This is a genomic window from Rufibacter aurantiacus, from assembly GCF_017916345.1.
Lineage (GTDB): Bacteria > Bacteroidota > Bacteroidia > Cytophagales > Hymenobacteraceae > Nibribacter > Nibribacter roseolus.
Genome location: NZ_JAFMSV010000002.1, coordinates 220,403 through 236,268, shown reverse-complemented (window position 1 = coordinate 236,268; position 15,866 = coordinate 220,403). Strand labels below are relative to the sequence as shown.

At 51.0% G+C, this 15,866-nt stretch carries 11 protein-coding genes and 1 pseudogene; 7 read left to right on the top strand and 5 right to left on the bottom strand.

Annotated elements, in window-relative coordinates:
• Positions 1–26: 26 nt before the first annotated feature.
• Positions 27–1,061, bottom strand: coding sequence for a hypothetical protein (locus J3P34_RS06405; RefSeq protein WP_246853581.1), 1,035 nt, complete (start codon positions 1,059–1,061; stop codon positions 27–29).
• 1,058 nt (positions 1,062–2,119) lie between these two features.
• Between J3P34_RS06405 and J3P34_RS06400 the strand changes: the two genes are divergently transcribed.
• The 5 genes and pseudogenes from J3P34_RS06400 to J3P34_RS22425 form a co-directional block, all read left to right on the top strand.
• The gene (locus tag J3P34_RS06400; RefSeq protein ID WP_210487205.1) at positions 2,120–4,852 is read left to right on the top strand and encodes an Ig-like domain-containing protein; all 2,733 of its coding nucleotides are present in this window, start codon (positions 2,120–2,122) and stop codon (positions 4,850–4,852) included.
• 132 nt (positions 4,853–4,984) lie between these two features.
• The gene (ggt, locus tag J3P34_RS06395) at positions 4,985–6,700 is read left to right on the top strand and encodes a gamma-glutamyltransferase (protein WP_210487203.1); all 1,716 of its coding nucleotides are present in this window, start codon (positions 4,985–4,987) and stop codon (positions 6,698–6,700) included.
• A 479-nt stretch (positions 6,701–7,179) separates the two neighbouring features.
• On the top strand, positions 7,180–8,085 hold the full coding sequence (locus tag J3P34_RS06390; protein ID WP_210487201.1) for a PorP/SprF family type IX secretion system membrane protein: 906 nt from the start codon (positions 7,180–7,182) through the stop codon (positions 8,083–8,085).
• A gap of 133 nt (positions 8,086–8,218) precedes the next feature.
• Positions 8,219–9,382: a trans-sulfuration enzyme family protein gene (locus tag J3P34_RS06385; RefSeq protein ID WP_210487199.1), complete on the top strand. Its 1,164-nt coding sequence runs from the start codon at positions 8,219–8,221 to the stop codon at positions 9,380–9,382.
• Positions 9,383–9,397: 15 nt separating this feature from the next.
• Positions 9,398–9,487 (top strand): annotated as a pseudogene (locus J3P34_RS22425) (hypothetical protein); the annotation flags it as partial.
• Here J3P34_RS22425 and J3P34_RS06375 read toward each other — a convergent pair.
• The gene (locus J3P34_RS06375) at positions 9,465–11,573 is read right to left on the bottom strand and encodes a carboxy terminal-processing peptidase (RefSeq protein WP_210487196.1); all 2,109 of its coding nucleotides are present in this window, start codon (positions 11,571–11,573) and stop codon (positions 9,465–9,467) included. The pseudogene J3P34_RS22425 and the gene J3P34_RS06375 sit on opposite strands and share 23 nt — an antisense overlap.
• Before the next feature lie 341 nt (positions 11,574–11,914).
• Here J3P34_RS06375 and J3P34_RS06370 point away from each other — a divergent pair, with 341 nt between their 5' ends.
• Positions 11,915–12,757, top strand: coding sequence for an energy transducer TonB (locus tag J3P34_RS06370; RefSeq protein WP_210487194.1), 843 nt, complete (start codon positions 11,915–11,917; stop codon positions 12,755–12,757).
• 167 nt (positions 12,758–12,924) lie between these two features.
• Here J3P34_RS06370 and J3P34_RS06365 read toward each other — a convergent pair whose 3' ends face one another.
• The 3 genes from J3P34_RS06365 to J3P34_RS06355 form a co-directional block, all read right to left on the bottom strand.
• The gene (locus J3P34_RS06365) at positions 12,925–13,467 is read right to left on the bottom strand and encodes a hypothetical protein (protein WP_210463849.1); all 543 of its coding nucleotides are present in this window, start codon (positions 13,465–13,467) and stop codon (positions 12,925–12,927) included.
• 210 nt (positions 13,468–13,677) lie between these two features.
• Complete coding sequence (locus tag J3P34_RS06360; protein WP_210463850.1) at positions 13,678–14,790, bottom strand: S1 family peptidase; 1,113 nt, start codon at positions 14,788–14,790, stop codon at positions 13,678–13,680.
• A 48-nt stretch (positions 14,791–14,838) separates the two neighbouring features.
• Positions 14,839–15,420: an RNA polymerase sigma factor gene (locus tag J3P34_RS06355; protein ID WP_210487192.1), complete on the bottom strand. Its 582-nt coding sequence runs from the start codon at positions 15,418–15,420 to the stop codon at positions 14,839–14,841.
• Positions 15,421–15,559: 139 nt separating this feature from the next.
• Between J3P34_RS06355 and J3P34_RS06350 the strand changes: the two genes are divergently transcribed.
• The gene (locus J3P34_RS06350; RefSeq protein WP_210487190.1) at positions 15,560–15,796 is read left to right on the top strand and encodes a hypothetical protein; all 237 of its coding nucleotides are present in this window, start codon (positions 15,560–15,562) and stop codon (positions 15,794–15,796) included.
• Positions 15,797–15,866: the final 70 nt, after the last annotated feature.

Here is a 15,866-nt window from a genome sequence, read left to right as displayed (position 1 = left end):
CCATTCCTTTTCACATACTCCAAAGATTACGCTGCAGCCGCCATTTGGAGGGTGGAACCATCCAGGAACAGAGGCTCCACTTGGGCGCGCAGGCGATTCTCTACGAAACTGTTGCTCAGGTGCTCTGGCAGCTCCGCTACCACTTTGCGGTATTTCTCTATCCCTATGGCCTGGGCCACGTAACTCTCGTGCAAGCCATTCATGTAGCTCACAATAGATAGCAGGCACTCATGGAAGAGTTTGAAGTCAATCTCGGCCTCCACAAAACGCTCAATCTCCTTCTGCGTGGAAGAGATGCGCAGACGGCTCAGTAGATCAAAAAGTGTGGTGTAGCCCATGCGCCAGGTGATCTGCTGCCAATGCTGCGGCGACCATTTGTCCAGCACTTTGCCGGTTTTTGTGCTTTTAATGGCCGTGGCCGGGTTCCTCTGCACCTGTTGCCGGATAGCGTTAGCCGTGAGCTTTCTGGTAGTGCGCAGAAACTGCCCAATCTGGGCTTGCGCCTCAATCTCTTTGCCGGCAATCTGCAGCCCTGCCTTGTAGCCTGCTAAGGGCAACCTGTGAATGCTGTAGTCATTGTATGGACCAGCCGCATAGTAGCCAATGGCTCTGGGATAGGCATTCTTCACCACCAGTCTACCGGCTTCTCTTCTGATGGCCGCCTCATTGTTGGTTTTGGTGCCCAGCGTATACAGGAAAGCCTGCAGTCCCGCAAATATGGAATAATACGCCTGCGGGAAAGTCCAGTGCAGGGCATTGCGCAGGTATGTCTCATCACCCAACTCGGCGGTGGCTCTAAGTGCATATTCTGTGCTCCAACTGTTGTGCAGTATCCTGGCAATCGCTGCCAGATCCTGCTCCGTCAAGTCGGCGGAATGTTGTCTGAAAAAGGCATTGTTTCTCAGGCCAGATTCTTCCGAGCTATGGCTGATATGGTAGTTGATCGCAAAAAAGTAGTTTAGAAACACTTGGGCCGGAATGGATCTCCGCCAGGCAGAATCCTGCGGTTTTTGCTCCTCCTGAAAGAGCGGAATCACATTTTCATCTATTACCTTCTTCATGTTTTTTTAACAGAATTCAGGGCTATAGAGTTGCATATTTGCTAACTATTTTAGATATATAAGGTGTTGATAATTAATGATTTATAAAATAATTAGCAAGAATTTTTTAAGTGCTAAAACAGCTGGGTATGAGGCGGTTAGATACCATGGAAATGGATTAAATCAGAGAATTTATTTGGGGTATAAAAGGAGGTTGTAAATGCTTGTAAAAAATAATCCAAACGTAACCTTTCATCCAAAGCTTATGGTTACTTTTGTTTCCGGGTCCGGTCTTCAGTATCGGCTGTTTGTTAACCTCTTATGTCATCTCTTTCTTCCTCCATCTTTTCAAATAGTTCTATTTTATGATCAAACCTTTACAAAAATTTACTTTTCTTCTAATTGCACTCTGCTGCTTAGGAAGTAGTGGAAATGCTTTTGGGCAAGTGTTTACAGAGGATTTTGAATATCCTGCTGGAGCAGAACTAAAAGGAACAAACAGTTGGATGCAGACGGGTACTGCCGCTACTCCAACCATTTTGGTTTCTACAAGTGGCTTAAGTTATTCGGGCTCTCCTTCGTCACACAAGGGGAACGCCGCTGTGCTTAATGCAAATGGTGACGATATCAATAAGGTACTTCCAACTACTTATGGCGTTGGGAAAACCGTGTATGCTTCTTTTTTAGTGAATGTAGCAACAGCACGTACCGGGGATTACTTCTTTCACTTGGGCGCCCCTTCTATAGGCTCAACTTATGTTGGCCGGGTGTGGGTGAAAAGTGCAGAAGGTGGTTTTCAGTTGGGCGTAAGCAAAGCGACAAACTCAAGTCCATTGCCCGCTGCTACCTATGGAAGCCAAGTTCTTGCGTTAAATACTACCCATTTGGTTGTATTGAAATACACAATAGTTGAAGGTACAGGTAATGATGTAGCTGAAATCTTCGTGAACCCTGACCTAGGCGGAACCGAACCTGCTAGTTATTTGGCAAAGGCCGAAGTTACCACTGCCGGTGAAGTAACTTCTGTTGGTTCAGTGGCGCTCCGTCAGGGGGGAGCATCTTCTGGAGCTAATTTAACTGTGGATGGCATCAGAGTTAGTGACAACTGGGCTGATGTAACCCCTGCCGCTGTGGCAGACAATACCCCTCCAACCTTAACCTCCTTTACCCCGGCAAATAACACCACTAACGTACCTACCAACACTGACTTCGTTCTGACTTTCAGTGAGCCGGTAGTGGCCGGAACGGGTAAAGTGGGCCTTACCTCTAGTGGAGACCCCATTACAAAATTCACCACTGATGCAGATGTGGTTTACTCAGGTTCCACGGTGACCATTAAGAACACTGCCCTTCAGTCTAACACAACTTACACGGCTTTCATTGAGAACACCGCCTTCAAAGATGCAGCCGGTAATTTCTACGGCGGGCTGTCTGGGTCTTCCTGGACCTTCACCACGGCCGCAGCCGTTACACCGGTGCTATCCTCTTCCGTTACTTCCATTGTATTTCCGGGTACGGCCTTAAACAAAGGCATAACCAGATCATATGACCTGTCTGCCTCAAACCTAACCGGTGTTGTAACTGTGACGGTAACCGGTCCATTTACCATCTCTAAGACCGATGGTTCTTATGCTTCTACACCATTGGTGTTCACCAAAGAAGAACTGGCTACTACCCAGAAAGTATACGTGCGCTTTACGCCTACCGCTTTAGGAAACAACACTGGCTCTATTTCCCAAGCTTCTGCCGGTGCCCAGGCTGTTACCGTAAATCTTTCAGGTTTGGGAGTTGATCCTTACAACCAGAACTTCAACGACCCGGCTTTCCTAACCAACAGCGGCTGGATGCAGTACAGCGTGGCCGGTGCGCAGGTGTGGGCCAGCACCAACTTCGGGCGCGACTGCCTTACAGGTTGCAATGCTTCTACCGTGAACAAGGCTGTCCAGATCAACGGTTTTGTGAGTGGTGCCAGCGTACCAAACGAAGACTGGTTGATTTCTCCGCAACTGGATCTGGCCTCTTTCACCAATACCCCGGTGCTGGAATTCTGGACCATTTCGGCTTTTGCCGGAAACCAACTGAAACTGGTGTACTCTGCAGATTATACCGGTACCGGCAACCCGAAAGATGCCACCTGGACCGAGGTGCCGGGCGTGTTCCCTGCCTCTAACAGCAACCTCTGGACCCTGTCGCAGGGAATTGAATTGCCTAAGACAGCCAAATACGTGGCTTTTGTCTACACCTCCTCAGAAAGTGGCGCTTCCCGCTGGACCGTTGATGATTTCAAGATCCAGGATTTAAGCAGCTACAATACCATTCCTTCCAAAGTTCTGGTGTTTGGTGAAACTGCAGTAGGTGCCAAATCTGCCGCGCAGACTGTTAACTTCAGAGCGGTAGGGTACGGCAACATCACAGTAACCGCATCAGCTGGCTTTGAGGTGTCTATGGACAATGGCAATGCTTTTGCCGCTTCCGTGACCATCCCCGAGGCAGAAGTTGCGGCGGCTGCCGGCAAAACCGTGCAGGTACGTTTTGCGCCAACCGTCAAACAGCTGAAAGTAGAGGGAACCTTAACCTTTGCGGGTACCGGTTTAGACACCAAGACAATCAATCTGTCTGGCTCTTCTTACCTTAAATCTGAGACCTTTGACGTAGCCACCTACAACATGGAGTTCTTCGGGAACGGCACCAAGATCGCAGGCAATTACGGTCCTGCCGATGCTTACCTGCAGATTGCCAATGCCACTACCGTAGTACAAACCTTGAACGCAGACATCATCGGGATTGAGGAAATCAGTGATGAGGCTTCTCTGGAAGAACTGGTGACCAATTTGCCAGGCACTTATGGCAAGCAGCTTTCGCCGGTGTACTCATATTCCATCAAACCGAACTCTTCTACCACGCCTTTCCCGGCCCAGAAAATCGGCTTTATCTATAACACCGCTACTACTACCCCGGTTGGTTTCAGAGTGATGTTTGAAGGCCTGTACAGACAAGCCGTAGCTGGTACCACCAACCTTATTGATGACGATTTCTGGTCATCGGGTAGATTGCCGTACATGGGTACTTTTGATGTGACGGTAAACGGCATCACCAAACGCGTAAGAGTGATTGATATCCACGCCAAATCCGGTTCAGCCAACACAGACTACAACCGCCGCGTGGCCGACTTGAGAGTCCTGAAAGATTCTTTGGATGCGTACTACGCCAATGACAACGTGATCTTGCTAGGAGACTTCAACGACAACGTGGTAGGTTCTATCAATGATGGCGGCGTTTCTTCCTACAACGCTTTTGTGACCGATGTAGCCAGTTACAAGGCGCTTACCCAGACTCTGGCCCAGAACGGCGGCTTCTCTTTCCCGAGCTCTAACAGCTTCCTGGACCACATCATCATCTCCAATGAGCTCACCGATGAATACCTTGAGAACTCTATCACCATTGAAGACCCAAGAAGCTACGTGACCAATTACTCTAACACCACCTCAGACCACTTGCCGGTGTACGCCCGTTTCGCCTTCAACACCAGCGATCCACTGAGCGTGAAAGGTGACGTGAAAGGTAGATTCACCGTGTCACCGAACCCAACTACCGGGGCGGTAGCCTTGCGTCTGCCTGAGGGAGTAGCCAAAGAGAAACTATCTGTAACGGTGTACAGCCTGCGCGGCGAGGTTCTCTTGAAAGCGGCTGGTTCTGAGCAAACCCTCAACAACCTGCTTTCGCAGAAAATAAGCTCGGCCGCGGCCGGCATGTACCTGGTGAAAGTACAGGCGGGTAACCAGGCTTACCAAACCAGAATCATCAAGAAATAGGCTCCAGAGCCTTCCAGGAAAGCCTGCCGGATCTTCTCCGGCAGGCTTTTTTTATGCCGATATATTTCTTTACTTTTCAATTTGGATTCGTCCGCTTAGAGGCCCTTTTGGCCAAAACTCCGCTAAAACAACATGAAAAAAGGCATCTCCTATTCTTTCATCTTCTTATGGATTCTATGGCAGGTAGTGGGCTGCAAACCCGCTGATAAGCCTGCTTCTTCTTTGCCTCAGCAACAGGGAGCCACCGGCCGGAAAGGCATGGTGGTGAGTGCCCACCCAGAGGCCTCGCGCATTGGCCTGGAGATTCTGCAAAAGGGCGGCAATGCCTTTGATGCGGCAGTGGCCACCGGCTTTGCCCTGGCCGTGGCGTTCCCGGTGGCGGGCAACATTGGCGGCGGCGGATTTCTGGTGTACCGGAAACAAGACGGAGAAGTGGGCTCTTTGGACTACCGCGAGAAGGCGCCCCAGGCCGCGTCGCGCGACATGTACCTGGATGCCCAAGGCAATGTGGTCCCCGATGCAAGTATCCTGGGGCATTTGGCCGTAGGAGTGCCGGGCGCGGTAGACGGCATGGTGGCCATGCACCAGAAACTAGGCAGTCTGCCCTGGGTGCAGGTGGTACAGCCCGCCATTGACCTGGCCCACAAAGGCGTGGTCTTGACGGAGCGCGAAGCCCACATGCTCAACGGCGCGAAGGAAAGCTTTATCAAAGCGAATAAATTCACGCCCATGGTGGTTAGGAACACGCCCTGGCAGAAAGGCGATGTGCTATACCTGCCAGAACTGGCCAGCACGCTGGAACGCATCAGGGACAAAGGCCGGGCCGGATTCTATGAAGGCGAAACCGCCGATCTGCTGGTGAAGGAAATGCAAAGGGGAGGAGGCCTTATCTCGCACCAGGACCTGAAGGATTACCATTCTGTGTGGCGTGAGGCTATTACGGGTTCTTACCGCGGGTACAAGGTGATCTCTATGCCTCCGCCCTCCAGCGGAGGTATAGCCCTGCTGCAACTGCTGAAGATGGTGGAGCCCTACAACCTGCAGAAATGGGGTTGGCAGCAGCCGAATACCGTGCACGTCATGACCGAGGCCCAGCGCCGGGTGTACGCTGACCGCGCCACTTACCTGGGCGATCCTGATTTCGTGAAAGTGCCCGTGGCTGATCTGCTGAACTCCGCTTACCTCAAGAACCGTTTGACGGACCTGGACATGGAGCACGCTACGTCCTCTACCCAGATCATGGCGGGTAAACTGCAGCCCCATGAAAGCGACCAGACCACCCATTACTCCATCGTGGACCAGTGGGGGAATGCCGCTTCCATCACCACCACTCTCAACGGGGGCTACGGCTCCAAAGTAGTGGTGGAAGGCGCCGGCTTCATCCTCAACAACGAAATGGACGATTTCAGCGCCAAGCCTGGCGTGCCTAATATGTTCGGGCTCATTGGGGGAGAGGCCAACGCCATTGCCCCCGGTAAACGCATGTTAAGCTCCATGACACCTACCATCCTGGAGAAAGACGGCAAGCTGTTTATGGTAGTAGGCACTCCCGGCGGGTCCACCATCATCACCTCGGTTTTCCAGGCTATCCTGAACGTGGTAGACCACGGCATGGGTATGCAGCAGGCCGTAGCCGCCCCGCGCTTCCACCACCAGTGGCTCCCGGATAGAGTAGAACCCGAGGCTGCGGCTTTGTCTCCTGAGGTAAGGGAAGAGCTCCTGAAGCGGGGACATACGCTGCAGAACAGATCAAACTACGGCGCGGTGGATGGCATCCTTCGGCTAAGGAATGGACTTTGGGAAGGAGGAGCTGATCCCCGGGGAGATGACACCGCCATGGGGTATTAAAGCGCAAGAAATAATTTAGCAGGAAAGGGCCATTTACTATCAGGTAAATGGCCCTTTCCTGTTTTAGGCCCGGTTCTATCAAAACAGGCCAAAAGCAAGACCATGCATTATAGCCAGAAGTTAAACAAGGTATTGTTTCAGGCCTGTTTTCTTGAAAAAGTATCTAATTCTCCTTTGCTTTATGGGGGAGTGCCCTGTATTAATTGTCTCAGGAAAATATAAAGGCTGAACTGTTTTTAGAATGCGTGGGCCAGGAAATTTAAAATTTTTGTAGGCGAAAAATGTGTAATCTGGCTGTGAAGGGCAATTGAGGAATAAATATTAATATCCCTTAATATAGAAGGTTACCATTTTATGAACTTAAATTTGCAGGAAGAAGTTGTCTCTACATCAATTAGAAATACACAAAACCCGAATTTCTATTCTTTACTTCTACCTTTTGCACAATTAATTTAAGTTTTCTCTATTAACCTTAGACAATGAATCTGAAGCAAATTGTTGTATTCAGCTTGCTACTGCTGGCTGCTAGCGTTTCTAAGGCCCAGGTTACTCCGCAACGCATGGTGATCCCGCGCCTTTACCAACAGAATTATTTTTACCTGAACCCGGCCTTTGCGGGCTCTGAGGGAAGAAGAGAGCTTGGCGTGAACGGGCACCTCAACTCTATCAACAGATCGGCCTCTTCGGCTCCTTTGTCCGTGATTGCCCATTACCAGGGATACGTAAGCAAGGAGAACCCTAACGGGATTGGTGTTGTGGCGGTGTATGACCAGTTTGGGCCTTATTGGTTAGGTAAATTGGGCTTCAGCTACGCCAAGCGCTTCAGATTGGGAGAGCAAAGCAGCCTGGCTTTCGGGGCGCAGTTGGCCGCCGAGTACTTCAACGTAGACCTGGCGGAGAAAACCCGTAACGAGGAGAAGAAGATGGTAGGCCATGACAACGACCTTCGGCCCGATGTAGACGCCGGGGTTTGGTTGAACGTGCGCAATTTCTACGCCGGGGCAACTTTTGCCAGTCTATTAGCGCCTAACTATAACCTGGTAGGCGATGCCGAGCATGAAGGCATCAGAGAATTACTGGTGACCGCCGGTTATAAAATCGCTTTCGCCCCGGAATTCAGCCTGACGCCATCGTTCTTCATGAACCAACCGTTGAAAGACGGCAAGCAGGAGTACCAGTTCGGGACCATGGCCAACATAAAGTTCCTGACTGCCGGCGTTAACTACCGCGGCCAGTTTGATAAAACTGCCCCCTGGAACGTGAATGCCGGTATCAACCTCAAAGACAACGTGCAGTTCACCACTTCCTTTGATTTAACCAAGGAAACCACTACAACTGCTAAACCAGATCCTCAGGTAGAAGCTAACCTGCGCATCCGGTTCTAAAAGATAATAAAGCACCAAAGAAAAGGGCTTGCCTAAGGCAAGCCCTTTTCTTTGGTGCTCATTTCAAACGCGGTTAGAGCCAACAACCCTTTCCAGAGGCTGGGAGTAGAAGGAGAAACTATTTTCTTCTTGTATGGACCTCTCCTATATCCTGAACGAACTTGGCGAAGACCGGGCGGCGTATTTTAACGCTGTGGCCCCACCCATCATCCAGACAAGCAACTTTGCGTGCAGAACCGTGGATGAAATGCGTTACATGCTGCAGCATGAGTTTGAGGTGGATTTCTACACTCGGGGCAACAACCCTACGGTAGACATGCTGGAGAAGAAAATTGCCGCGCTGGAAGGAACTGAGCATGCCATTGCTTTTGGGAGCGGCATTGCGGCCGTGGTGGCGGCGGTGCTTTCGCAGGTGAAGGCCGGTGACCATGTGGTCTGCATCAGGAAACCCTACACCTGGACAAACAAACTCATGCGTAATTTCCTGCCCCGTTTTGGGGTGGAGGTGACCATGGTAGACGGCACCGATGCCCGCAACTTTGCCGAGGCCAGCAAGGAGAACACCGTACTGTATTATCTGGAAAGTCCCAATTCCTTCACCTTTGAACTGCAGGATATTGCCCAGATAGTGGCGTATGCCAAAGAGCGGAACATCTGCACGGTCATTGACAACAGTTTCGCCTCGCCGCTGTTTCAGAACCCTGCAGCCATGGGCGTAGACCTGGTGGTGCACTCCGCCACCAAATACATAGGCGGCCACAGCGATGTCATGGGCGGCATAGTCTGCGGAGACCGGGAGCGCATCAACCAGATCTTCAGTACCGAATACATGACCCTGGGAGCCGTTTTGTCGCCGCACGATGCCTGGTTGTTGCTGCGGGGGCTCCGTACGCTGCCGCTGCGCATGGACCGCATTGCCAAGACCACCCGACAGGTGGTGGCTTACCTACAGCAAAGGGAAGAAGTGTCTGAGATTCTGTGGCCTTTCCTGCCCGAGCATCCGCAGTACAAACTGGCCAAAAAGCAGATGCGCAACAACACCGGGCAATTCACCATCAAACTGAATACCGACCAGATCAAAGAAGTGGATCGGTTCTGCGATAGTCTGCAGCACTTTCTCATGGCGGCTTCCTGGGGCGGGCATGAGTCGTTGATCTACCCTGCGGCAGCGGCCCACAATAAGGGAAACTACCGGTCTTCGCTGCCCTTCACCTTGATCAGGTTTTACATTGGCCTGGAAGACCCCGAGTACCTGATCAAGGACCTGGATCAGGCGTTTTCTAAAATGAAGGGCTAAGCTGTTTATAGGCTTCTTTCTGAAAAGGACGTAAAAAAGGCCGTTACTTTAGCAACGGCCTTTCTTAGAAGTTTAGGATCTATTATAACCCGTCTTTCAGGATAGAGACTGCTTCCTGAATGTAGAGGTCTTTTTTGGCGTTACGGGTGAAAGCCTGGAAGCGAGCGGAGGCAGCGGTGTCACCAGATAACTTACTCAAGTCTGATTTCAGGCCGGCCACATCTAACTGCGGTATGGTCTTGCGCAGGTTCTCCAGTTTCTTAGACTCTTCCTGGGTGCGGCGCTCTTCGGCTAAGTACGTGCTCAGCTTGAGGGAGCGGGTAGACACCTCGGTACGGTCTTTCAGGCGCATGGCGCTCTGGTTGATTAAGGAGAAGGTCGGGCTGGCGGCCACTCTGGCTTTAGAGGAGGCTTTCAGCTTCTCAATAGAGAAGTTAGGGCTGCTCCATGTGTTGAACTTAGCCGACTGAATCTCATCAAATGGAAGCGCGTATTCCTGCTCTTTCTCGCCGTATTTCAGGTAAGTGTAAGTGTCAGGCAGCACGATGTCTGGGGTTACGCCGCGCAGCTGCACGGTTTTCCCGCTGATGCGGTAGTATTTTTGGGTAGTCAGTTTCAGGTGACCAAGGGGTTTCACCGCGTCAAAAGAGGCTGGCAATACCTGGTCCAGGTCAAAGAACTGCTGCACGGTGCCTTTGCCATAGGTAGAGCTACCCACAATCACCCCACGCTTGTAGTCCTGGATGGCGGCGGCCATGATCTCAGACGCCGAGGCGCTGTTCTCGTTCACCAGTACCACCAACGGGCCACCAAACTGTACCTGCGGATCTCTGTCTTCCAGCACCGCGGCCGGGCCATTGGCAGATTTCACCTGTACCACGGGACCAGACTTGATGAAAAGACCCACCATGTCTACCACGTCCTGCAACGAGCCACCACCGTTGTTTCTCAGGTCAAGGATAATACCTTGGGCGTTTTCTTGCTTCAGCTTCTGAATCTCCTCGGCTACGTCTTTACCGGAGTTACGGCCACCGGCGTTTTTGAAGTCAGCGTAGAAGGCAGGCAGATGGATGTACCCGATAGGCTTAGCTCCTTTGATCATAAGCGATTTGGCGTAACCTTCTTCGCGTACCACCACGTCTCTGATGATTGGAATCACCTTCATGGTGCCGTCTACTTTCTTCACGTGCAGGCGAACCTCAGTGCCTTTCTTACCTCTGATGAGGGTCACGGCCTTGTCAATCCGCATGCCGGAGATATCCACCGGCTGCTGGTTGCCCTGGGCCACCTTCAAGATCACGTCGCCGGGTTTCAGTTCACCTTGCAGGTAAGAAGGGCTACCTGGGGTGATCTCAGAAACCTTGATTAGACCGTCTTTTTCCTGCAATAAAGCACCAATGCCTTCAAGACGTCCGGAGAACTCATAGTCGAAGTCCTCTTTCTCTTTGGGGGCATAGTACTCGGTGTGCGGGTCATAGATGTTGGCGAAGGAGTTCAGGTAAGAAGAACGGTAATCTTCGTTCTCCAACTGGCCCATCCGCTTGAACAGATCATCGTAGTTGTCTTTGAGTTTTTTACGGGCATCGGCCTCAATCTCAGGCATGGTTTTCTTGGCCTCTTTGGAGCCCGCGGAGTCTGCCTTCTGCTGGCTGTCCAGCGCATCGGCCACTCTTATCAACGCCTGGTATTTGAGGTACTTGCGCCACTCTTCTTTGAGGGCAGCAGGGGAGGAGGCAAACTTCAGTTTCTCTGGTTTCACCTCAATGGTCTCCTCTTTCTCAAACTCAAAAGGTTTGTCCAGGATCTCTTTATAGTAGCCTTCGGCCTCTTTGAGCCTTTTCTGGAAAACGCTCATGGAAAGGTCAAAGAACTTGAAAGAACCGTTCTTGAACTCATCGTCCAACTGGGTCTGGTAAGCCCTGAGTTGGTCTACGTCTGACTGCAGCAAGAACTTTTTGTTGTAGTCCAGGCGCTCCAGGTAGAGGTTAAAGGCCTTTTTTGAAAATTCATCGTCTAAACGCTCCGGCTTGTAGTGCGCAGAGCTCAAGCCCTGCATGAGGACTTTGGTAAGCACTTCGTTTTTCTGATCCCGAACTGCGCCATCTGTCTCCAGAAGCCTGTAGGAGGCAATGCCAAACACCACTGAGGCGGCAGTACCGTATGCGACCAGCTTAGTCTTTAATGAAAACATATTTTGTCTCTAGTAATGTCTGTTAGTGTATAAACAAAAGTAGTGCCTGTTTTGCGGGTGCATTACTTTACGTTAAACGTAGGCAAGTGCCAGAAAGGTGTGAACGTTCTGAGATTATTTGCTAAAGAATTGCAAGTAAGCAGAACGTGGCAGTAGTTGTTCTTTTTGGCCCTCTTTTTTTTAACATCGGGAGCCCCGGATTTGTTTCTCCCTGATTCTCAATCGTGAACAAAATAGGCAATTTTATATATTATTTAAATCTGGCAGGCTGATATGGAAACTGGCAGGCGGCTACATCATGAGGAAAATGACACCCAAACCACAAACAAAACGCCAACCTCATGGAAACGAACCACGCTTACGCCGCCACCCTGGATGACATGATTTTTGAGGGCCGCAACAAAGCCTACGGCGCCTATGTCTTACGCAAACTCTACAATCAGCATATCAGCCAGGCCGTGCTCTACGCCATCGCGCTTTCCCTGGTATTTTTCTCTGCGCCCTTCCTGGTGAACAAGCTTTTTGGTAAGCAGGCCCCTGCAAGAAAAGTAACTGAGAATCCTACTGTGTGTATGACATATGTAGAACCTCCACAACTTGAAGAGGTGAAAGAAACCAAACCAACTGCACCTGCTGCTCCCTCCCCGCCCACCGGACCCACTGTCAAGAATGTTACGCCCAAAGTGGTGGAGGACACAAGGAAAGTGACCGATGAAATCCCCACCCAGGAACAGCTTCAGACCGCCAGCTCTGGGCTGGTGACCTCAGAAGGAAATGGTGACGGCAACCTGAACAACCCCGAAATAGGCTCGGGTACCGGAACCGGAGTTGGGGATGGTGCCGGTTTAGAGACTGCGCCCGCAGCGCCTGAGATTTTTGTGAGGGTAGAGCAAATGCCAGAGTTTGCCGGGGGACTGCCTAAGCTGATGGAGTTCATTGGCAAGAACCTGCGCTACCCCAGAGCGGCCCAGGCCAGTGGCATAGAAGGCACCGTGGTAGTTAGTTTTGTGGTGGCCGCCACTGGAGACATCACCGATGTGCAGGTGCTCAAGGGCTTGGGTTACGGCACCGAAGAAGAAGCCCTGCGGGTGGTGCATAAATTGCCCCGCTGGAAACCCGGTTACCAGAACGGCAGATCGGTACCCGTGCGCATGACTTTGCCCATCAGATTGGAGCTGAAATAAATAAAGGAATTATAATTTAAAAACAGGTTTCTATTTAAGGGCCATTTCAATAAAAATAGCCCTTAAATAGAAACTTAAATACTTAATTGAATTCAAGATGTTATTCAAACAAAAAAGCCCCGGCTCTATTTAAGAGCCGGGGCTTTTTATGTGATTATTTCTACTGATTAACGGTAGATATGCTCACCACGGTTGGTGCGCCAGTCATTCTCAAAATATTCGGCATCCTCAGCAGAGCGAGGAGTTACGCCCATTACAATATTTCCTTCCTTGATGCCTGACTCGTACACTTTGGCACGCTCCTCAGGAATACCAGAGCCTACCAGGGCACCTAGTAAACCACCTGTTAAGCCACCGGCACCGGCTCCGGCCAGACCAGCCGCTAACGGGCCAGCAATCACCAGGCCAAGTCCTGGAAGCGCAATAGAAGTACCAATTGCGGCAATAGCGCCCACAATTGCACCAAGGGTACCACCAATGGCAGAACCAGCACCGGCACCTTCTAAGGCTTTGCTGCCCAGTTCTGTGTTATTGTTATCGTTGTCAGAGAAGTGACGCTTGCGGGCATCATCGCTCATGATCACGTTAATATCATCTCTGCTGTAGCCACGGTTATGTAAAGAATTGTAAGCGCGCTCGGCACTTTCTCTGTCTCTGAACATACCTGTCAACATTCCAGAATTATGCGTGTTTCCAGTGCGATTTTCCATAGTCTTTTGCTTAATATTTAGTAGATGTAACATAGTGGTAATTACTAGGCCAGTGACGGAACCGGCAACTGGCAATTAGATTTAGCTTAACGCAAATCATACGTATTAGTTACATCTACCCACCGGATATAAAACAGAAACGCCCGTGCTGGGCACAGGCGTTTAAGGGGTGTTTTCAGAAAATCAGCCTTTAAATAAAAGCTATGGAGCTTAATTATAAACTTTCACCATGTAAACGAAATCCTGCAGTTTCTTCAGCTGCTGCGGACGTGGGTTGCCGGCCAGGTTATTCACCTTTGGCAGTGAAATAGGCTTGGGCAGGCGGTGCTCCGGCAGTTGGTCTAGCAGGGTGAGCAGGTAAGCAGACTTCACCGCGAAGGCCGCGCCGTCTACGCCCAGCATCTTGCCGCTGATCACGCCAATCATGTTGCCGCGGTCATCCAAGAGCGGGCCGCCGCTGTTACCAGGGTTCAACGGAATAGAGATCTGGTAAGAGGCGGTGTCGCCGTACACCCCAGATTTGGAGCTCAAGGTACCCTCGCCGAACACTACATCCTCTCTGGGGAAACCCAGGGTGAACACGCGCTCGCCCAGTTCGCTTTCCTTCTGCTTGAAAGAGTAAGGCAACTTCCCGAAACCGGTGAACGAGGTATCTGTGACGCGCAGCAGGGCAAGGTCACGCACCTGGTCTGAGTAGATCTCCTCCACCTTGAGCTTGGTGCCGTTCTTGTTCTCAATCATGAGCGAGTCGGCTCCTTCAATCACATGGTAGCTGGTCACGAAATACCCGTCTGAGGTGAGTACGAAACCGGTTCCCGAGAACTGACCCGGATTAAGGGTGCTGGCTTTAGGCGTAACGGCCGGGTTGGTATTCAATAAGGCATTCTGTTTCCGCTTGAGGTCATCTACCTCGCGGCGCAGCTCCACGTAGCGGGCCGTTTGCTGCTTCGTGGCTGAGCGCCACATCTCCATGCCCAACAAACTGCTGAATACCGTGACAATGGCCACGGTGGCGGCTACGCCCATGGTAGCGGCATAGCGGCGCATGAAAATCTGCACGGGCGTACGGCGCTTGAGCACCGGTGGGGTGGTCACTTTCTGGTTTTCCTGCTGCCAGGCCTGGTGGTGCTGGTTCAGGCGGTCGCGCAGTGATTTCTGCCGGCCATGGTTCTGCAAGGCTGCCGTAAACAGCTCCACCTCCCGTACCCGCTGCGCGAATACCGGATCGGCGGCCATGCGTTCCTCCAGTGCGCGGCGCTCAGCGGAGGTCACCTGGTGCTGGTGGTACCTTTCAATCAATTCCAATAATTCCCTGTCACTCATATATAGAAATGCATCCGGTGCCGGATGTCTGTTTTTACGCGTTTCCTTTTAAGAAGGAACCTGATAGTCCAGGAAGAACAGTTTCTTCAGGCGCATCAGGCACTTGTACTTCTGGTTCTTGGCCGAGTCTACGTTAGTATAACCAAACTTCTCGGTGATCTCGGCCATGCCCATGCTCCTGATGTAGAAATCCTCCAGCAGGGTTTTGCAGGGCTCGCCCAACTGACCCAGGGCATTGCCCATGGCCTCAAACTTGAGTTCGTTCTGCTCAGCCTGCTCGGCGTCGGCGTCTACGTGGGGGGCCAGCTCAGATTCGGTGTCTTCAATCATACCATGGCTGAACCGGCTGCTTCTTGACAGCCTTTTCAGCCAAAGACGGCGGCAGATAGAATACAGGTAGGTTTTTATCTGGCAATTCAGTTCCAGTTGGCCCGCCTTGATCTTTTCATAGAAGACAATCACCGCTTCCTGGAAAATGTCCTTGGCGTCATCCTCAGTCCCGCTGTTGCTCTGGACAAAGAACAAGACCATGGAAAAGTGGAGTTTGTATAACCTACTCAGTGCCGCATCATCGTCTTGAAGAATCCCTTCTATTATGGCCGCATCGGTCACTAGCGCCTTTTGAATCATGCTCGTCAATTAATACAGTTTCAGTCATTTAGTAACCCACAGAAAAAAATAAATTTTTTTTTGAAAAAGGTGGGTTACCTCTCGGGGGGTAGTGGTATTAAGGTTGAAATTAACGCTAAAACCCTTAAAACCTATTACAATGAAAAAGGTATTTTCTCTTGCCCTGGTAGCTGGTATGTTCGTTTTCGCTTCTTGCGAGTCTAAATCTGCTGAAGGTACTGAAGGTGCTTCTACTGAAGCTACTTCTACTGATGCTACTGCAACTGAAGGCGACACTACTTCAACTACTACTACCACTGACACTACTACTGCTGGTACAACTACTGGTACTACTGCCGGTACTGACACTGCTGCAACTGCAACTACTGCTCAGTAATTAAGCGGTGTGCGTAAGCACACCTCCTGATTAGGACAAGATAAAAGCGTCTCATACAGTTTGCGTAAGA